General features: G+C 39.6%; 20 protein-coding genes, 1 tRNA gene and 1 riboswitch. Of the genes, 19 read left to right on the plus strand and 2 right to left on the minus strand.

The genetic code is table 11. The features are described from left to right. Nucleotides 1-16 precede the first annotated feature (16 nt). Nucleotides 17-113, plus strand: a riboswitch (PreQ1 riboswitch). The 4 genes from MK396_RS05190 (at nucleotide 111) to dapA (ending at nucleotide 3258) form a co-directional block, all read left to right on the plus strand. After that, complete coding sequence (locus MK396_RS05190; protein WP_268723876.1) at nucleotides 111-623, plus strand: QueT transporter family protein; 513 nt, start codon at nucleotides 111-113, stop codon at nucleotides 621-623. Its footprint overlaps the riboswitch before it by 3 nt. A gap of 104 nt (nucleotides 624-727) precedes the next feature. Next, nucleotides 728-800: transfer RNA gene (locus MK396_RS05195), tRNA-Thr, on the plus strand. A gap of 389 nt (nucleotides 801-1189) precedes the next feature. Then, entirely contained in the window at nucleotides 1190-2266 is a 1077-nt protein-coding gene (locus MK396_RS05200; RefSeq protein WP_000542494.1) for an aspartate-semialdehyde dehydrogenase, read from the plus strand. 56 nt (nucleotides 2267-2322) lie between these two features. Further along, on the plus strand, nucleotides 2323-3258 hold the full coding sequence (dapA, locus tag MK396_RS05205) for a 4-hydroxy-tetrahydrodipicolinate synthase (protein WP_000121600.1): 936 nt from the start codon (nucleotides 2323-2325) through the stop codon (nucleotides 3256-3258). 46 nt (nucleotides 3259-3304) lie between these two features. Here dapA and mnmE read toward each other — a convergent pair whose 3' ends face one another. Continuing rightward, complete coding sequence (gene mnmE, locus MK396_RS05210) at nucleotides 3305-4678, minus strand: tRNA uridine-5-carboxymethylaminomethyl(34) synthesis GTPase MnmE (RefSeq protein WP_268723877.1); 1374 nt, start codon at nucleotides 4676-4678, stop codon at nucleotides 3305-3307. Between the two features lie 134 nt (nucleotides 4679-4812). Further along, nucleotides 4813-4995 carry a 4-oxalocrotonate tautomerase gene (locus tag MK396_RS05215; protein WP_001117401.1) on the minus strand — a complete coding sequence of 61 codons (183 nt, stop codon included), beginning with the start codon at nucleotides 4993-4995 and terminating at the stop codon, nucleotides 4813-4815. A gap of 122 nt (nucleotides 4996-5117) precedes the next feature. On the opposite strand from MK396_RS05215, the gene MK396_RS05220 reads away from it, so the two are divergent. From MK396_RS05220 to MK396_RS05290, 15 genes are all read left to right on the plus strand, one after another. Then, the gene (locus MK396_RS05220; protein WP_268723878.1) at nucleotides 5118-5717 is read left to right on the plus strand and encodes a thymidine kinase; all 600 of its coding nucleotides are present in this window, start codon (nucleotides 5118-5120) and stop codon (nucleotides 5715-5717) included. Then, on the plus strand, nucleotides 5707-6186 hold the full coding sequence (locus tag MK396_RS05225) for a GNAT family N-acetyltransferase (protein ID WP_268723879.1): 480 nt from the start codon (nucleotides 5707-5709) through the stop codon (nucleotides 6184-6186). Before MK396_RS05220 ends, MK396_RS05225 begins: the two co-directional genes overlap by 11 nt. Before the next feature lie 9 nt (nucleotides 6187-6195). Then, on the plus strand, nucleotides 6196-7275 hold the full coding sequence (prfA, locus tag MK396_RS05230; RefSeq protein WP_268723880.1) for a peptide chain release factor 1: 1080 nt from the start codon (nucleotides 6196-6198) through the stop codon (nucleotides 7273-7275). Further along, nucleotides 7275-8111: a peptide chain release factor N(5)-glutamine methyltransferase gene (prmC, locus tag MK396_RS05235; RefSeq protein ID WP_268723881.1), complete on the plus strand. Its 837-nt coding sequence runs from the start codon at nucleotides 7275-7277 to the stop codon at nucleotides 8109-8111. The genes prfA and prmC overlap by 1 nt, the downstream gene beginning before the upstream one ends. Then, complete coding sequence (locus tag MK396_RS05240; protein ID WP_268723882.1) at nucleotides 8095-8697, plus strand: L-threonylcarbamoyladenylate synthase; 603 nt, start codon at nucleotides 8095-8097, stop codon at nucleotides 8695-8697. Before prmC ends, MK396_RS05240 begins: the two co-directional genes overlap by 17 nt. 1 nt (nucleotide 8698) lies before the next feature. Continuing rightward, nucleotides 8699-9130, plus strand: a complete 432-nt coding sequence (locus MK396_RS05245; protein ID WP_049489673.1) for a GNAT family N-acetyltransferase — start codon at nucleotides 8699-8701, stop codon at nucleotides 9128-9130. A 49-nt stretch (nucleotides 9131-9179) separates the two neighbouring features. Further along, entirely contained in the window at nucleotides 9180-10436 is a 1257-nt protein-coding gene (gene glyA / locus MK396_RS05250) for a serine hydroxymethyltransferase (RefSeq protein WP_049489672.1), read from the plus strand. 7 nt (nucleotides 10437-10443) lie between these two features. Continuing rightward, nucleotides 10444-11418 carry a nucleoid-associated protein gene (locus MK396_RS05255; RefSeq protein ID WP_049489670.1) on the plus strand — a complete coding sequence of 325 codons (975 nt, stop codon included), beginning with the start codon at nucleotides 10444-10446 and terminating at the stop codon, nucleotides 11416-11418. Further along, complete coding sequence (locus MK396_RS05260) at nucleotides 11418-12020, plus strand: lysozyme family protein (protein WP_004240129.1); 603 nt, start codon at nucleotides 11418-11420, stop codon at nucleotides 12018-12020. The genes MK396_RS05255 and MK396_RS05260 overlap by 1 nt, the downstream gene beginning before the upstream one ends. Before the next feature lie 86 nt (nucleotides 12021-12106). After that, nucleotides 12107-13081 (plus strand): DUF1002 domain-containing protein, encoded by a 975-nt coding sequence (locus tag MK396_RS05265; protein WP_268723883.1) that lies wholly within the window; start codon nucleotides 12107-12109, stop codon nucleotides 13079-13081. Nucleotides 13082-13155: 74 nt separating this feature from the next. Then, a complete protein-coding gene (gene rlmD, locus MK396_RS05270; RefSeq protein WP_268723884.1) occupies nucleotides 13156-14511 on the plus strand; it encodes a 23S rRNA (uracil(1939)-C(5))-methyltransferase RlmD in 1356 nt (451 codons plus the stop codon). A gap of 375 nt (nucleotides 14512-14886) precedes the next feature. Next, nucleotides 14887-15033: a site-specific recombinase resolvase gene (locus tag MK396_RS05275; RefSeq protein ID WP_268723885.1), complete on the plus strand. Its 147-nt coding sequence runs from the start codon at nucleotides 14887-14889 to the stop codon at nucleotides 15031-15033. 96 nt (nucleotides 15034-15129) lie between these two features. Next, on the plus strand, nucleotides 15130-15729 hold the full coding sequence (locus MK396_RS05280; protein ID WP_268723886.1) for a hypothetical protein: 600 nt from the start codon (nucleotides 15130-15132) through the stop codon (nucleotides 15727-15729). A 250-nt stretch (nucleotides 15730-15979) separates the two neighbouring features. Next, nucleotides 15980-16504 carry a hypothetical protein gene (locus MK396_RS05285; protein WP_268723887.1) on the plus strand — a complete coding sequence of 175 codons (525 nt, stop codon included), beginning with the start codon at nucleotides 15980-15982 and terminating at the stop codon, nucleotides 16502-16504. Between the two features lie 2 nt (nucleotides 16505-16506). Next, the gene (locus MK396_RS05290) at nucleotides 16507-17868 is read left to right on the plus strand and encodes a hypothetical protein (RefSeq protein ID WP_268723888.1); all 1362 of its coding nucleotides are present in this window, start codon (nucleotides 16507-16509) and stop codon (nucleotides 17866-17868) included. The last annotated feature ends 266 nt before the right edge of the window (nucleotides 17869-18134 follow it).

The raw sequence follows: 18134 nt of genomic DNA on the forward strand, positions 1-18134 counted from the left end.
GCATAAAGCGGGCTAATGTGCTATACTAGTAAGGTTGATAACCTCAACCCTTGGTGCTTAGCTTCTTTCACCAAGCATATTTTACGCGGGAAACCGCTAAAGGAGAAAACATGAAAAATTTAACTGTTCGTGACATGGCAGATATTGCTATTGTTGCTGCTATTTATGTGGTTTTGACTATTACACAACCAATCAATGTTCTTAGTTTTGGGGCGTATCAGTTCCGTATTTCAGAAATGTTGAATTTCTTGGCATTTTACAACCCTAAATACATCATTGGTGTGACGATTGGTTGCATGATTGCTAATTTATTTAGTAGTTTTGGCCTAATAGATGTCTTTGTCGGTGGAGGTTCTACCTTAGTTTTCCTTAGTCTAGGTGTATGGCTCTTTGCAAAATACAGCAAAGATTACCTCTTTAACGGATTGATTCGAAAAGATCATTTCTTCTTTTCAATCCTCTTCTCCATTTCAATGATTACCATTGCAGCCGAACTTCATATCTTGACAGAAGCTCCCTTCTTCTTCACATGGTTCTCTACTGGAATTGGTGAGTTTGCATCACTTATAGTGGGAGCGATTTTGATTGGTAAACTGGGACAGCGAATCGATCTAACAAAATAAGAAGTTTATAAGCTAGATTCTTGATAAGTCTAGCTTTTTTCATTCCATAAATTAAAAGAGAGCGCTTGACAAGAACATAGAACTATAGTATACTTTTTAGGTAAGCTGATTTAGCTCAGTTGGCAGAGCGCATCCATGGTAAGGATGAGGTCGCCGGTTCAATCCCGGCAATTAGCATTAAATAGATACAAAAACCCTTATTTACAAGGGTTTTTGTTATGTCTGACCCAAATTTTTCAAAGATATTTCTTATGCACCTGTATAAATGAAGCAAAGAGTTTTGGCTGTTGACAAAAGTGACTCTATCTAGTAGAATAGTAGATGCGATGAGTCGATAGGCAGTCTTCGGAATGCTATTGAGCATAAGGAGGTCATAACGCAGGAGCGGACCTTGATGAGTTGTGTGAACCTGCTCATCACATGAAGATGCCTCTTAGTCCCTGGTCAATGACTAGGGATTTTTAATTTTCAGAAAATATAACCCAAAAATGCTTTTCAATTTCTGGAAAAAGTAGTATAATACATCTATTATAGAAATTTTTAGAAAATTCCGAAAGAGGTTATTTATGGGATATACAGTTGCTGTAGTCGGCGCGACAGGTGCTGTCGGAGCTCAGATGATAAAAATGTTGGAAGAATCAACACTTCCAATCGATAAAATTCGTTACCTTGCTTCTGCACGTTCAGCAGGCAAGACTTTGAAATTTAAAGACCAAGATATTACGATTGAAGAAACGACTGAGACCGCTTTTGAGGGTGTTGATATTGCACTCTTCTCAGCAGGTGGTTCGACATCAGCTAAGTATGCACCATACGCAGTTCAAGCTGGAGCGGTAGTAGTAGATAATACATCTTATTTCCGTCAAAATCCTGATGTTCCTTTGGTTGTTCCAGAGGTCAATGCTCATGCACTTGATGCCCACAACGGGATTATTGCCTGCCCTAACTGTTCAACAATCCAAATGATGGTGGCTCTTGAGCCAGTTCGTCAAAAATGGGGCTTGGACCGTATCATCGTTTCAACTTACCAAGCGGTTTCAGGTGCTGGTATGGGAGCGATTCTTGAAACACAACGTGAACTCCGTGAAGTCTTGAATGACGGTGTGAATCCACGTGATTTGCATGCGGAAATCTTGCCTTCAGGTGGTGACAAGAAACACTATCCTATCGCCTTTAACGCTCTTCCACAAATCGATGTCTTCACGGACAATGATTACACTTACGAAGAGATGAAGATGACTAAGGAAACGAAGAAAATCATGGAAGATGATAGCATCGCAGTGTCTGCAACATGTGTGCGTATTCCTGTCTTGTCTGCTCACTCTGAGTCTGTTTACATTGAAACAAAAGAAGTGGCTCCAATAGAAGAAGTGAAAGCAGCTATCGCAGCCTTCCCAGGTGCAGTTCTTGAAGATGATGTAGCTCATCAAATCTATCCACAAGCTATCAATGCTGTTGGTTCACGTGATACCTTTGTTGGTCGTATCCGTAAAGACTTAGATGCTGAAAAAGGAATCCATATGTGGGTTGTTTCAGATAACCTTCTCAAAGGTGCTGCCTGGAACTCAGTTCAGATTGCAGAAACGCTTCACGAACGTGGATTGGTTCGTCCAACAGCTGAGTTGAAATTTGAATTAAAATAGTCATATCGTTTAGGAGTTCAGATGAACTCCTTCTTTGAAATAGAGAGGTGTTTCTCATGTCTTATCAAGATTTAAAAGAGTGTAAAATCATCACGGCCTTTATTACCCCTTTCCATGAGGATGGCTCCATCAACTTTGATGCTATTCCAGCATTGATCGAGCATTTGTTGGCCCATCATACAGATGGAATTCTTCTAGCTGGAACGACTGCTGAGAGTCCAACTTTGACCCACGATGAAGAGTTGGAACTCTTTGCAGCTGTACAAAAGATTGTCAATGGACGTGTTCCTTTGATTGCAGGTGTAGGTACCAATGATACACGTGACTCGATTGAATTTGTCAAAGAAGTCGCAGACTTTGGTGGCTTCGCTGCTGGACTTGCTATCGTACCATACTACAACAAACCTTCTCAAGAAGGCATGTACCAGCACTTTAAAGCTATTGCAGATGCATCAGATTTACCTATTATCATTTATAACATTCCAGGGCGCGTGGTTGTCGAATTGACTCCAGAAACTATGCTTCGTTTGGCAGACCACCCAAATATCATCGGTGTTAAAGAATGTACCAGCTTGGCTAATATGGCTTACTTGATTGAGCACAAGCCAGAAGAGTTCTTGATTTATACAGGTGAGGATGGAGATGCCTTCCATGCTATGAACCTTGGTGCAGATGGGGTTATTTCTGTTGCCTCTCATACAAATGGGGACGAAATGCACGAAATGTTCACTGCCATTGCAGAAAGCGACATGAAGAAAGCTGCAGCTATTCAGCGTAAATTCATCCCTAAGGTCAATGCTCTCTTCTCTTATCCAAGTCCTGCACCTGTCAAGGCAGTTTTGAACTACATGGGATTTGAAGCTGGACCAACTCGTCTACCTCTCGTTCCAGCACCAGAAGAAGATGCCAAACGCATTATCAAAGTTGTTGTAGATGGCGACTACGAAGCGACTAAGGCAACTGTAACTGGTGTTTTAAGACCAGATTACTAACAAAGACAATAAAATCCATGACCGCAAGAACGATCATGGATTTTTCTTATTTTCCTAAACAGAATTGGCTAAAGAGTTGGGTAATGAGTTCATCAGGTGCGGCATCTCCAGTAATTTCTCCGAGAATTTCCCAAGTACGGGTCAAATCTACTTGAAGCAAATCAACTGGCATACCCAGTTCCAGCCCTTCGTTAACAGCTTGTAAGCTTTCGACTGCTTTTTCAATCAAGGAAATGTGACGGGCGTTGGACAAGTAAGTAGCATCTTGCTCGACCAAGCCAGCATTTTCAAAGAAGAGGTCATTAATTCGTTCTTCAATCTTATCAATGTTTTGGTTTTTAAGAACTGAAATACGGATGACATCTTCTGGAAGTTCAGAAGTTTCAATCGCTTCAGGCAGGTCAGTTTTGTTGAGAAGAATGATTCGATTAGTATACTGACTGATTTCTAAGAGTTGGCGATCTTGGGCGGTCAGTGGTTCACTGGCATTTAGCACTAGTAGCACCAAGTCAGCTTCCTTGAGGGCTTTTTTCGAACGCTCGACACCGATTTGTTCGACGATGTCATCTGTTTCCCGGATACCAGCTGTATCAATCAATTTAAGAGGAACACCATTGATATTGACGTATTCTTCGATGACATCTCGAGTAGTACCTGCGATGTCTGTTACGATGGCCTTATCTTCACGAAGGAGATTATTGAGAAGACTGGATTTCCCAACATTGGGACGGCCGATGATGGCAGTTGAAATTCCCTCACGAAGGATCTTACCGCGACGGGCTGTTCGAAGGAGATTGGTTAGCAACTGCTCAAACTCCATAGTCTTCTCGCGGACAACAGCAGTAGTGGCTTCCTCAACATCGTCATACTCAGGATAGTCAATATTGACCTCAACTTGGGCAAGTGTATTGAGGATTTCTTGGCGAGTATTATTAATGAGGTCAGAAAGAGAACCGTCCAATTGTTTGACTGCAATATTCATGGCCTTGTCTGTCTTGGCACGGATGATGTCCATCACTGCCTCGGCCTGTGTCAAGTCCACACGACCGTTTAGAAAGGCGCGTTTGGTAAATTCACCAGGTTCTGCCAACCGAGCTCCTTCACGGATAGCTAGTTGGAGAATCTCATTGGTCACCGCAATCCCACCGTGAGTGTTAATCTCGATAATATCCTCACGAGTGAAGGTCTTTGGAGACTTCATAGCTCCAACCATAACTTCGTCCATGACCTTCCCTGTCTGCGGGTCAATAATGTGACCGTAGTTGAGGGTATGGCTTGCAACCTTGCTCAAGTCTTTTCCTTTAAAAATCTTTTGCGCAATGGCAAAGCTATCTGTTCCGCTCAGGCGGACAATACCAATGGCTCCTTCACCTAGTGGAGTAGAGATAGCAGCGATGGTATCAAATTCACGTGTAATCATACTAATTCCTTTTGTATTTCTTTTCTTAGGATAGGTATCCAAGCATCTCTTCAAATTGTAACAAAATTAGACTATTTCTTCAATGGATGCTACTTGGAGATTGAAAAAGCCTAAGCAATTCTGCTTAAGCTGGATTATTTGGTGCGCATTTCCCCTTGAGGGAAGTAGGTTCCTTCTGGCATGTCGTTGATGATGACATGAACGGCTGATTGAGGGGCTCCAGTGTTGCGGACAACAGCTTCCGTTACTTCCTTAGCAAGAGCTTTCTTTTGCTCGAGCGTTCGACCTTCAAATAAATCGATGCGTACAAATGGCATAGTAGCTTCCTCCACTAGTTTTTGATTTCTTCTATTTTACCACATTTTGCCGTTTAAAGCTTCAGAAAATTATGATATACTAGAATGTAGCAAAAATTTAGAAATGGACGTGAAATAGAAGCATGGCACAGTTGTATTATCGTTATGGGACCATGAACTCTGGTAAGACGATTGAGATTCTCAAGGTGGCCTATAACTACGAGGAGCAAGGAAAGGGAGTTGTGATTATGACTTCGGCTCTGGATACACGTGACGGTGTTGGCTATGTATCTAGTCGGATTGGCATGAAACGCCCAGCCATTGCGATTGAGGAAACGACGGATATCTTCGGCTATATCCGAAACTTACCTGAAAAACCTTACTGTGTGTTGGTTGATGAGGCCCAGTTTCTCAAGCGTCACCATGTTTATGACCTTGCTCGTGTTGTGGATGAGCTAGACATACCTGTCATGGCTTTTGGTTTGAAAAATGACTTCCGTAATGAATTGTTCGAAGGTTCCAAATATCTCTTGCTCTTAGCAGACAAGATTGACGAAATCAAGACCATCTGTCAGTACTGTAAGAAAAAGGCGACTATGGTATTGCGTACGCAGGATGGTGTGCCAGTCTATGATGGTGAACAAATTCAAATAGGTGGCAATGAAACCTATATCTCAGTCTGCCGAAAACATTATTTTGCGCCAATGATAACATCTAACAAGGAGCACAACTATGACAATTGAACTAAGAGATGTTACAATGGAAAATTATTTTGATGTTTTGAATTTGGATGTCAAGGAATATCAAAAACAATTCATTGCGACCAACGCAATTAGTTTAGCTGAAGCATATGTCTACACTAAAAATGGAAATTTTGTAGCTCCATTGGCAGTTTATGATAATGATGCAATTATAGGTTTTGTGATGATAGCTTATGATAAAAAGATCGGAATTAGTAGTGGAAATTATTTACTATTTCGTTTTATGATTGATAAGAATTTTCAAAACCAAGGATATTTTAAACCAATTATGGATAAAGTGCTAGACTATGTTCGGACAGCGCCGGTAGGTTTAGGCAATAAACTTTGGTTGTCTTATGAACCAGAAAATGAACATGCAAGATCTTGTTACCTCAGTTATGGATTTAAAGAAACTGGGGAAATATTTGAGAACGAAGTAGTAGCAATCTATGATTTAACAATTGAGAAATAAGGAGAAAAAATGAACATCTATGATCAACTACAAGCTGTAGAAGACCGTTATGAAGAATTAGGAGAATTGCTGAGTGACCCTGATGTGGTATCTGATACCAAACGTTTCATGGAATTGTCCAAAGAAGAGGCTTCTACTCGTGACACCGTAACTGCCTACCGTGAGTACAAACAAGTCCTTCAAAATATCGTCGATGCCGAAGAGATGATTAAAGAATCAGGCGGAGATGCGGACTTGGAAGAAATGGCCAAGCAAGAGCTCAAAGATGCCAAGGCTGAAAAAGAAGAATACGAAGAAAAACTCAAAATTTTGCTCCTTCCAAAGGATCCAAACGATGACAAGAACATCATCCTTGAAATCCGTGGAGCAGCTGGTGGAGATGAAGCAGCACTTTTTGCTGGAGACCTTCTAACCATGTACCAAAAGTATGCAGAAACCCAAGGATGGCGCTTTGAAGTCATGGAAGCTTCTATGAACGGTGTCGGTGGTTTCAAAGAAGTGGTTGCCATGGTTTCGGGTCAGTCTGTATATTCTAAGCTTAAGTATGAATCAGGTGCCCACCGTGTGCAACGTGTCCCTGTGACAGAAAGCCAAGGCCGTGTTCATACCTCAACTGCCACAGTCCTTGTCATGCCTGAAGTGGAAGAAGTAGAATACGATATTGATCCAAAAGACCTTCGTGTTGACATTTACCACGCATCTGGTGCTGGTGGACAGAACGTCAATAAGGTTGCAACTGCCGTGCGTATCGTTCATTTGCCAACCAATATCAAGGTTGAAATGCAGGAAGAACGTACCCAGCAGAAAAACCGTGAGAAGGCCATGAAAATCATCCGTGCGCGTGTTGCTGACCACTTTGCACAAATTGCACAAGATGAACAAGACGCTGAACGTAAGTCTACTATCGGTACTGGGGATCGTTCTGAACGTATCCGTACTTATAACTTCCCACAAAACCGTGTCACAGACCACCGTATTGGCTTGACCCTCCAAAAACTAGATACCATTTTGTCTGGTAAATTAGATGAAGTTGTGGATGCCTTGGTGCTCTATGACCAAACACAAAAATTAGAAGAATTAAACAAATAATGAAATTAGCTCAATTATTTTCAGATTTTGAAGTAGAGTTGATAAGACAAGGAGAGGAAGCTGAAAGCCTCTCTTTTGTCTATCGTAGCCTGAAAAATCTCTCTTTTACGGACTTTGTTTTTACCCTTCAACAGGAAGTAACGGAAGAGGAAGAAGTTTTTGTTAAAGGAATTTTCCAGCAGTTAGCAACTCACAAACCAGCTCAGTATATCATCGGACAGGCAGATTTCTTTGGAATGCAGTTAAAAGTGGATGAGCGAGTTTTGATTCCTCGTCCAGAAACAGAAGAGTTGGTGGAACTTATCCTCACAGAAAATCCTGAGGAAAGTCTTAATATTCTAGATATCGGGACTGGAAGTGGTGCCATAGCTCTTGCATTAGCAAAAAACAGACCAGATTGGTCAGTAACAGCAGCAGATATTTCCCAAGCCGCCTTAGAGCTTGCATCAGAGAATGCTAAAAATCAAAATCTTAATATATTTTTTAAAAAATCTGATTGTTTTGCAGAAATTTCTGAAAAATATGATATAATTGTATCCAATCCACCCTATATCTCTCGTGAAGATGAGTCAGAGGTTGGTTTGAATGTTTTGCATTCAGAACCTCATCTAGCTCTCTTTGCAGATGAGGATGGCCTAGCTATTTACCGCAGAATTGCGGAAGATGCAAAAGACTATCTCACAGATGGTGGTAAGATTTACCTTGAAATTGGATACAAGCAAGGTCAAAGTGTTCCTGCGCTTTTTAGGAAACATCTTCCTGAAAAACGAATACGAACACTCAAGGACCAATTTGGTCAAGATAGGATGGTTGTAGTTGATGATGGACAGGATTAGACAAGAGTTGTCAAAGGGCGGAGCTGTTGTTTTGCCTACAGAGACAGTTTATGGTCTCTTTGCTAAGGCCTTAGACGAAAAAGCTGTCGACCATGTTTACCAACTCAAACGTCGTCCTAGAGATAAGGCACTCAATCTTAATGTCGCTTCTCTAGAGGACATCTTGCACTTTTCAAAGAATCAGCCAACTTATCTAGAAAAAATTGTAGAGGCCTTTTTACCGGGTCCCTTGACCATTATCCTCGAAGCCAATGACCGAGTTCCCTATTGGGTCAATTCTGGTCTTTCAACGGTGGGATTTCGGATGCCGAGTTATCCCATTACACTGGATTTGATTCGAGAGACAGGACCCTTGATTGGGCCGTCTGCCAATATCTCGGGTCAGGCGAGTGGAGTGACCTTTGCTCAAATTCTAGAGGATTTTGACCAAGAGGTTTTGGGTCTGGAGGACGATGCTTCTTTAACTGGACAGGATTCGACGATTTTGGATTTGTCTGGAGATAAGGTGAAAATCTTACGCCAGGGGGCGATTAAGCGAGAAGACATTCTTGCTCAGTTGCCAGAGATTTCTTTTGAGGAGGAGTGAGATGCTAAGAGATTTGCAAGAAACAGATGTGAATGCTATATGTGAGATTAACCAAGAGGCTTTGGGCTATTCTTTTAGTCCAGAGGAAACAGCTAGTCAACTAGCTAGATTATCTCAGGATTCACATCATTTCCTACTTGGTTATGAGGATGCAGTTAGTCATATCCTACTTGGATATGTCCATGCTGAAGTTTATGAATCCCTCTATTCCAAAGCAGGATTTAATATCTTAGGCTTAGCGGTTTCACCTCAAGCACAAGGGCAAGGTATCGGTAAAAGCTTACTGCAAGGGTTGGATCAAGAAGCAAAAAGACGGGGTTATGGGTTTATCCGCTTAAACTCTGCTGATCATCGTCTGGGAGCTCATGCATTTTATGAAAAAGTTGGTTATACTTGTGATAAAGTGCAGAAACGGTTTATTCGCATCTTTTAGTATATTTTCTTAAACTAAAGGACCAGTCACACTATAAAGGAGAAGACCTATGATTTTTGATAAAGACGATTTTAAAGCATACGATGCTGATCTCTGGAATGCTATTGCCAAAGAAGAAGAACGCCAACAAAATAATATCGAGTTGATTGCTTCGGAAAACGTGGTTTCCAAGGCTGTTATGGCAGCTCAAGGGTCTATCTTGACAAACAAATATGCCGAGGGTTACCCAGGACGTCGTTATTATGGTGGAACTGATGTAGTAGACGTGGTAGAAACTCTAGCTATTGAACGTGCAAAAGAAATTTTCGGTGCTAAATTCGCCAATGTCCAACCTCACTCAGGAAGCCAAGCCAACTGTGCAGCATATATGGCTTTGATTGAGCCTGGTGACACTGTAATGGGAATGGATTTGGCAGCAGGTGGACACTTGACCCACGGAGCTCCAGTTAGCTTCTCTGGTCAAACCTACAACTTTGTTTCTTACAGTGTTGATCCTGAAACGGAACTCTTGGACTTTGATGCAATCTTGAAACAAGCCCAAGAAGTAAAACCAAAATTGATCGTAGCAGGTGCTTCAGCCTATTCTCAAATTATCGACTTCTCAAAATTCCGTGAAATTGCTGATGCTGTTGGGGCTAAGCTTATGGTCGATATGGCGCATATCGCTGGCTTGGTTGCAGCTGGTCTTCACCCAAGTCCAGTGCCATACGCTCATATCACTACAACAACGACCCACAAAACTCTTCGTGGACCACGTGGTGGTTTGATTTTGACAAATGATGAAGACCTAGCTAAGAAAATCAACTCAGCTATTTTCCCTGGTATTCAGGGTGGTCCTTTGGAGCATGTTGTCGCTGCTAAGGCTGTTTCCTTCAAAGAAGTTTTGGACCCAGCCTTCAAGGAATATGCTGCTAATGTCATCAAAAACAGCAAGGCTATGGTTGAAGTTTTCTTGCAAGACCCTGATTTCCGTATCATTTCTGGTGGTACTGAAAATCACCTCTTCCTTGTTGATGTGACTAAGGTTGTTGAAAACGGAAAAGTGGCTCAAAACTTGCTGGATGAGGTTAATATTACCCTAAATAAAAACTCAATCCCATACGAAACTTTGTCACCATTCAAGACAAGTGGGATTCGTATCGGAGCAGCAGCCATCACTGCACGTGGATTTGGTGAAAAAGAAAGCCGTAAAGTTGCTGAACTCATCATTAAAACCCTTAAGAATGCAGAAAATGAGGCTGTCTTAGAAGAAGTGAGAAGTGAAGTCAAAGCGTTGACAGATGCCTTCCCACTATACGAGGACTAATACTTTTATGGACATTTATATTAAGAAAGCTATTATCCATCAGTTCAGCCCAGAAGATACCGAGCTGTTCTTAGCGGATAAGTTTCTCAATATTACTCCAAAAATCGAGGAATACTTGCGTAAAAAGATTGAACGCGTGTATTCGGATGAAGCTAAGACTGGGATTTTCGAAGAAGAAAATCCCTTCTTCAATCACATCACAGATGATTTGTTGGAGACATCAGTAACCCTGGCTAATCTCTGGAAAGAGGAGTTCAGCATTTCAGAAAATCTCAAGACCAATGACTTGGTTTTTGTTGAGTTTTCTAAAGAAGGCGTGGAACATTTCGCTTTCTTGCGAATTGCTCTACGGGAAACCTTGACCCACCTTGGAGGAGAAGTTGATAATCCAATCAAGCTGACTCAGAATAACCTGCCGGGATTTGGAACGGGGGCTGATGAGGCCTTGGTCGTCAATCTTCAAAGCCGCAAGTACCACCTCATCGAGAAACGAATCAAGTACAATGGAAGTTTTTTGAACTACTTTTCAGAAAATCTTCTTGCTGTTGCTCCTAAGATTTCTCCCAAGAAATCCATCAAGGAACTGGAAAAAACGGCTCAGAGAATTGCAGAGTCCTTTAACACAGATGATTTTCAATTCCAATCCAAGGTCAAATCAGCGATTTTCAACAATCTTGAAGAAAGCAATGAACTGTCACCTGAAAAATTGGCTAATGACCTTTTTGACAACAATCTGACAGCTCGCTTGAGCTTTATCGACCAAGTCAAGGAAGCTGTACCAGAACCAGTCCAGTTTGATGAAATTGATGCCAGTCGCCAATTAAAGAAATTTGAAAACCAAAAACTTTCCTTGTCAAATGGAATTGAGCTCATCGTTCCCAATAACGTCTATCAAGATGCGGAATCGGTCGAGTTTATCCAAAATGACAATGGAACCTATTCTATCTTAATCAAAAATATCGAGGATATTCAAAGTAAATAATGTTTAAATTTATAAGAAGAGTGCTTGTGCTAGCAGTCTTCCTTTTTGCAGGATACAAAGCTTATCATATCCATCAGGATGTTAAACAAGTCATGACCTACCAACCCATGGTGCGAGAAATCTTGAGCGAAAGAGATACTCCAGCCAATGAAGAGTTGGTGCTCGCCATGATTTATACCGAAACGAAGGGTAAAGAGCGAGATGTCATGCAGTCTAGTGAGTCTGCTAGTGGCGCTACCAATACTATCAAAGACGATGCTTCTAGTATTCGCCAAGGGGTTCAGACTCTAACCGATAACCTCTATTTGGCACAGAGCAAAGGAGTAGATGTCTGGACCGCCGTTCAAGCCTATAATTTTGGACCTGCCTATATCGACTTTATTGCTCAGAATGGTAAGGAAAATACTTTGGCCCTAGCCAAACGTTACTCCCGAGAAACGGTCGCTCCAATTCTTGGTAATACTACAGGGAAGACCTACACCTATATTAACCCTATTTCTATCTTTCACGGTGCCGAACTCTATGAAAATGGTGGAAATTATTACTACTCGAGACAGGTTCGCTTTAATCTCTATATTATGAAATTCTTTAATTTCTTCTAAACATCTGGTTTGACCAGGTGTTTTTCACTATAAGCTTTTTTTAAGATTGTTTTATTACCCTAGAAAGGTAAAGGAGGGAATACCCCATGAGAAAGAAATTCTTTCTAACAAGTGCTGCAATATTGTGGGCCGCAACAGCTATGACGAGCGTCCACGCAGCAACTGATGTTCAAAAAGTAATCGATGAAACCTATGTACAACCTGAATATGTTCTAGGTTCTTCTCTATCTGAAGACCAGAAAAATCAAACTCTTAGCAAACTTGGCTATGACGCATCAAAAGACACCAAAGATATCAAAACTATGACACCTGATATCTATTCGAAAATTATGAATGTTGCTAATGATGCTAGCCTACAGCTCTATTCGTCAGCTAAGATTCAAAAGCTGGGGGATAAGTCGCCTCTAGAAGTCAAGATTGAAACGCCTGAAAATATCACCAAGGTAACGCAGGATATGTATCGTAATGCAGCAGTGACCCTGGGAGTTGAGCATGCCAAAATCACAGTTGCAGCTCCTATACCAGTTACAGGTGAGAGCGCCCTAGCTGGGATTTACTACTCGTTAGAGGCCAATGGTGCTAAAGTACCGCAAGCCAATAAAGACCTAGCCCAAGAAGAACTAAAAGCCTTGTCCGATATCAATGCTGAAAACAAGGACAAGTCAGGTTATGATGCCAATAAGCTCAATGCGGCTATGACAGATATCAAGGCAGGACTAGCTAAAGCTAAAGAAAGCAAGGGAAATCTGACAGAAGAAGATGTTCGCAAAATTGTAGAAGACACACTAAAAAACTACAAACTCGATCAGGTTATAACAGGAAACCAGGTCAATATCATCATCAATTTTGCCCTCAATCTCTCAAAGAGTGACATTTTGAACAATGCTGATTTCACTAAAACCCTAAATGAACTCAAGGAAAGCATTGTCTCTCAAGCTGGAGATAGCTTTAAAAATATCAACCTCAACTTTGATGCCAATAAAGCGCTAGAAGACGGGGGCAATTTCTTTAGCTCCCTTTGGCAAGCGATTGTCAACTTCTTCAAGAGTTTTGGTGCTTAGGTCATTTCATGATATAATAGATGGTAACAGAAATGTTGCCGTCTTTTTTTGTCGGCCGATAGAAAGTGAAAAATATGCTAAAGAAAAATGATATTGTAGAAGTTGAAATTGTTGATTTGACCCATGAAGGTGCTGGGGTTGCTAAGATAGAAGGTTTGGTTTTCTTTGTAGAAAATGCTCTACCAACTGAGAAAATCCTCATGCGAGTCCTTAAAGTCAATAAAAAAATTGGCTATGGGAAAGTTGAAGAATACCTTACTTACTCTCCACATCGTAACCAAGATCTTGACCTAGCTTATCTACGCTCAGGTATCGCTGATTTGGGGCATCTTGCCTATCCAGAGCAGCTCAAGTTTAAAACCAAGCAAGTCAAAGACAGTCTCTACAAGATTGCTGATATTAGAGATGTAGAGGTTGCTGAAACACTTGGTATGGAGAATCCTGTCAAGTATCGAAATAAGGCACAGGTGCCCGTTCGTCGAGTGAATGGTATCTTGGAAACTGGATTTTTCCGTAAAAATTCGCATGACCTCATGCCTCTTGAAGATTTCTTCATCCAGGATCCTGTCATTGACCAAGTTGTGGTAGTTCTTCGAGATTTGCTTCGTCGCTATGATTTGAAACCTTATGATGAAAAGGAACAGTCTGGATTGATTCGGAACCTTGTGGTGCGTCGCGGGCACTATTCCGGACAAATCATGGTTATCTTAGTGACTACACGTCCTAAAGTTTTCCGAGTGGAGCAGTTGATTGAACACCTTATCAAGCAGTTCCCGGAGATTGTGTCTGTCATGCAAAATATCAACGACCAGAATACCAATGCGATTTTTGGCAAGGAGTGGAAGACTCTTTATGGTCAAGACTATATTACGGACCAGATGTTGGGAAATGACTTTCAAATATCCGGGCCAGCCTTTTACCAGGTCAATACAGAAATGGCAGAGAAACTTTATCAAACAGCTATTGACTTTGCGGAGTTAAGAGAAGATGATGTGGTGATTGACGCTTATTCTGGGATTGGAACGATTGGATTATCCGTTGCCAAGCATGTCAAAGAAGTCTACGGTGTTGAAGTGATTCCAGAAGCAGTAGAGAATAGCCAGAAGAATGCTACCTTGAATAATATCACTAATGCACACTATGTCTGTGACACAGCTGAAAATGCCATGAGGAATTGGCTCAAGGAAGGTATCCAACCAACCGTTATCTTGGTTGACCCACCACGCAAGGGATTGACCGAAAGCTTTATCAAAGCAAGTAGCCAAATTGGGGCTGACCGCATCGCCTATATCTCCTGTAATGTCGCAACCATGGCGCGTGATATCAAACTCTACCAAGAATTGGGTTATGAATTGAAGGAAGTCCAGCCGGTGGATCTTTTTCCTCAAACGCATCATGTTGAGTGTGTAGCTTTGCTGGTAAAAGCCTAGAAACCTTGGAATGAAAGGGGTTAAGAAATGCCTTGATTGTAAGGCTTTTTCTTATGCGCTGGGGAAGTATCAGATTGAGAGCAGCAGTTGAGTGTCTTGTTCCGATAGGTGGTGTTACTGAGTTTTTATTTCCAATTACACATAGGGGACACATTCATTTCCAATGAGCATGGCTTTATGGGAATTAATGTGTTCCCTCTTATATATGAAACTTAGGCAAGATTTGGTCTTGTGGAAATTTGCAGATGTTGTTGATGAATTTCTTAACATAGTTTGAGTTTTAATTTTTAGAAGATTAATTAGACAGCTCAAGAATATAGATCTGATGTGGTAACTAAGTTTAAAAAGCTAGATCAAGGAGCAAATCTTCTCCATATGCACTATGCTAAGCAGATGTATCAGATAGTAGATTTAGATAAATTTGGTGGAGCTATCATGAATCAAGTTCTCGACCACCTCAGTATTTCAGAAGTTGGACAAATTGTAGTAACTTTCCTTGAAGAAACTGAGGCAGATTTATAAGAGACTGTGACTGGGAAGTTGCAGTATTTTTAGGGTTTTAATGGTATAATGAGATTATAAATATGAATATTGTTTAAATTCTCTGGAGGACGCATAATGTTGAATTTAGTAAAAGGTCACCGAGTTTGCTTGGTAGAAAATCTGTTTGAATCATTTACAAAGTTAACTGAACATCATTTGATGGCGAATGTACACGCAGAAAAAATATTAGAGGTTTTTCAACACTTTATTGCGATTCATGACGAGCCCTTGTTTTTTATTTTGGAATTGCCTGTCAGTATTGATAGAGAAAAAGTGATAGCAAAGAATATTATCAAGGAATCCCATAAGGATGTTTATTATATTGATGGTTGTTCAAGAGAAGAATGCCTAGCACTGTTGATTAGACACGGTAATTTGCTTGTTAATGATGGACTAAGTAAGTTTGGATTTGGTGGGCACCAAAGTCATGATGAGATTATGCTTGATAGCTATAATGTTTTGACAATTTATAGTAAAGAACTATCGAAGTTTAATGATTTTTTTGAACCTCATAATATTCAATTTGTAGAAGAGCTAGTAACAGCTTGGGAAACTTTTTCTGAGACCTCACCAGGAATCTCCGAAAGCTATGAAAGTAATGGAAAAACTGTTTATGATTTGCCTATAGAATTAGCTGAATGGGGAATATATTTAGCTGAAACTCGAACAGAATAGGTATATCTATAGATTAGAAAGAGAATATTTTAATTCTCTAATACCCGAAATTTAACTTGAGTCAATTTATAGAAGGAAAAGCTAGATATAAGCACATGTTGATGTGTAAGTATTTCTCGTGAATGATAAAGGATAGGGTATAATTCATTACACTTTTTTTCGATAAATAATGTTAGACTGTAACTTTTATGTTGCAGTTTTTCAATTTAGACATGGTATAATTAAAATAATAAAATAAAGAGGATTTTTTATGAGTAAAGAACTGGTATTCCAAAGTGTAGAATCACTACAACAAGTTGTAAACGTAATTAATGAGGCAGCGGCAGCTCTTAATGATAAAACACGTACAATAAGAGAGAGTCCAATTCCAGAAGTGTTAGCTGGTGCATTGGGGGCAGGTATTGGTGGGATAGGTTCATTTGCTGCTCTTTATGGTTTAGGTACTGTAGGGTTATCAGCGGCTGGTATTACTTCTGGTCTTGCAGCTATTGGCAGTGTCGTTGGAGGTGGTATGGTAGCTGGAGTGTTTGTAATGGCTGCTCCAGTCGTTGTATTGGCTGGAGGTGGTATACTATTAGCTTCTAATCTAAAAAATAAACAACTTAAACAGGAAAAAGAACGATTATATAAAGAAGCTTTGAAAAAACATGAAGCTATTATACAAGCTCTGAAAACTGAGGCAGATGCTGATAAGGAACGGCTAGATTATCTACAGAGTTTAAATATCCTCCTAACTCAAGCAATTAAGGATTTGAAAAATGATTTAGGTGACTAACAATGAGTAAATTCATTTATTCTGATGAAGAACAAAAATTCAATAATATTTTAACTTATCAAACAAAAGAGTTAGATTTAATAAACAGACCTGAGATGTCTATTGCAGAAGAACGTATAGTGGAAAGTGAAAAATTATTGAGAGAGCTAGGCTATACTCTGACTGATTTACCAATAATAGATACCAAAACTAAAAAACAAACTATCGTTGTACCTAAATGGGAAGACTTAGTAATAAAAGCGGAGTGCGAAGTTGGTTCAATGAATAAACTAGATGCACTCTTCACAAAAGAAGAATTGGAACTTAATCAAACAATTATTCAATCATTGCAGGATGATTTTAACAACATTCATAAACTTGATAAAATTGATATATCGATTTGTGCAGGAGCTGGTATATTAGCAGCGATTATTGATATTCTTTTAATTGGAATACCTAAAAAAACTCCGCATGGTTTAAAAGGTGGTCCCTTATCTAATTATGTAAGAGATTGGTTCAATCAACGATTCCCTGAAGAAGAAATGGAAAAGTTGGCAAATTCAAAGGTCAGTAAAGTCCCTTTTGATGCTCAAGATAATCGTCATACTAAAGTAAATGTTAATGGACTATCTACATATTATCATAGATTGTTATCTCTTGGACATGATCCACTTCTTGGTTTAGTAATTGGTGTATGTGATATTCTAAATGGTAAGATGACTACCATTGATAAAACTGGGAAAATAGTTTCTCAATTTATGGAGAATTACACAGATCGAAAAGAAAGTGATATTTTTGTAGCAATAGCAAAGCAGATAATTCATTTTAAATCTGATATTACAACATCAATGGGATTACCTGCACCATTGATGGGATTATTTAATTTGCTTCAGTTTGGAAAAATTGGTGACGAGGATCAAACAATAGCAGAAATCGTACAAGGAATGTATTACGAAGGTTATGATTTCATTCATTTTAGTAGTATGGCTATTTCTACAATGATTACTGAAGTTATAATCAGAATTGGGTACGCACTTAAGAAAATCAACGAAGAACATTCAATAAAAGATTCTATTCCTTTTTCGTTGGATAGAGAAAAACATCCAAAATTACATACGATGCTATTTATTGGACACTCTATAGCTACATCCGCTAATGCAGGGAAAATCTACTTTACAAAAAATCCTATGACGATAAATTACTCACAATGGATTACTTTTGCAAAGTATTCTTACTCTCAATTAAAGTGGGTGCTTATTGAGAAATCCGAATTGAGAGCATCATATGTTTCGGATAAGATTTATAAGGAAATTCAGGAAGTTTATGAAAAAGTAAATCTTACCTTTAATAACTTCAGTAATGATAGGGTAGTTATATTTGATTAAATTAATAAACTTAGATAAAAGGAAAACAATGAAAAAGAGTCTATACATTCTATTGTCAATGATTCCTACATATGGAACATTTTTAAAATTTCCAAGTAAAGGTGAAATGAGATTATGTAACTTACTGTATCAAGATTTATTAGATGAAGGAATTAATCCTAATGATATATTCTTACTTCTTGAAAAAAATATCCTGGTGAAGTAGTTACAAGAGAACGTTTCTACAAAGGTTATATAGAAATACTGGAATCTTTGAACAAAGAGTA

The sequence above is a fragment of the Streptococcus oralis genome (assembly GCF_026782235.1).
Taxonomy (GTDB): Bacteria; Bacillota; Bacilli; order Lactobacillales; family Streptococcaceae; genus Streptococcus; species Streptococcus oralis_CC.

Bases quoted from the DNA above. Each gene is read 5' to 3' on its own strand.
- MK396_RS05255 (WP_049489670.1), top strand. From the start codon at position 10,444: ATGGACATTTATATTAAGAAAGCTATTATCCATCAGTTCAGCCCAGAA.
- MK396_RS05200 (WP_000542494.1), top strand. From the start codon at position 1,190: ATGGGATATACAGTTGCTGTAGTCGGCGCGACAGGTGCTGTCGGAGCT.
- MK396_RS05275 (WP_268723885.1), top strand. From the start codon at position 14,887: ATGCACTATGCTAAGCAGATGTATCAGATAGTAGATTTAGATAAATTT.
- MK396_RS05245 (WP_049489673.1), top strand. From the start codon at position 8,699: ATGCTAAGAGATTTGCAAGAAACAGATGTGAATGCTATATGTGAGATT.
- MK396_RS05290 (WP_268723888.1), top strand. From the start codon at position 16,507: ATGAGTAAATTCATTTATTCTGATGAAGAACAAAAATTCAATAATATT.
- prfA (WP_268723880.1), top strand. From the start codon at position 6,196: ATGAACATCTATGATCAACTACAAGCTGTAGAAGACCGTTATGAAGAA.
- glyA (WP_049489672.1), top strand. From the start codon at position 9,180: ATGATTTTTGATAAAGACGATTTTAAAGCATACGATGCTGATCTCTGG.
- MK396_RS05265 (WP_268723883.1), top strand. From the start codon at position 12,107: ATGAGAAAGAAATTCTTTCTAACAAGTGCTGCAATATTGTGGGCCGCA.
- MK396_RS05215 (WP_001117401.1), bottom strand. From the start codon at position 4,995: ATGCCATTTGTACGCATCGATTTATTTGAAGGTCGAACGCTCGAGCAA.
- prmC (WP_268723881.1), top strand. From the start codon at position 7,275: ATGAAATTAGCTCAATTATTTTCAGATTTTGAAGTAGAGTTGATAAGA.
- MK396_RS05260 (WP_004240129.1), top strand. From the start codon at position 11,418: ATGTTTAAATTTATAAGAAGAGTGCTTGTGCTAGCAGTCTTCCTTTTT.
- MK396_RS05220 (WP_268723878.1), top strand. From the start codon at position 5,118: ATGGCACAGTTGTATTATCGTTATGGGACCATGAACTCTGGTAAGACG.
- MK396_RS05240 (WP_268723882.1), top strand. From the start codon at position 8,095: ATGATGGACAGGATTAGACAAGAGTTGTCAAAGGGCGGAGCTGTTGTT.
- MK396_RS05285 (WP_268723887.1), top strand. From the start codon at position 15,980: ATGAGTAAAGAACTGGTATTCCAAAGTGTAGAATCACTACAACAAGTT.
- MK396_RS05280 (WP_268723886.1), top strand. From the start codon at position 15,130: ATGTTGAATTTAGTAAAAGGTCACCGAGTTTGCTTGGTAGAAAATCTG.
- mnmE (WP_268723877.1), bottom strand. From the start codon at position 4,678: ATGATTACACGTGAATTTGATACCATCGCTGCTATCTCTACTCCACTA.
- rlmD (WP_268723884.1), top strand. From the start codon at position 13,156: ATGCTAAAGAAAAATGATATTGTAGAAGTTGAAATTGTTGATTTGACC.
- MK396_RS05225 (WP_268723879.1), top strand. From the start codon at position 5,707: ATGACAATTGAACTAAGAGATGTTACAATGGAAAATTATTTTGATGTT.
- MK396_RS05190 (WP_268723876.1), top strand. From the start codon at position 111: ATGAAAAATTTAACTGTTCGTGACATGGCAGATATTGCTATTGTTGCT.
- dapA (WP_000121600.1), top strand. From the start codon at position 2,323: ATGTCTTATCAAGATTTAAAAGAGTGTAAAATCATCACGGCCTTTATT.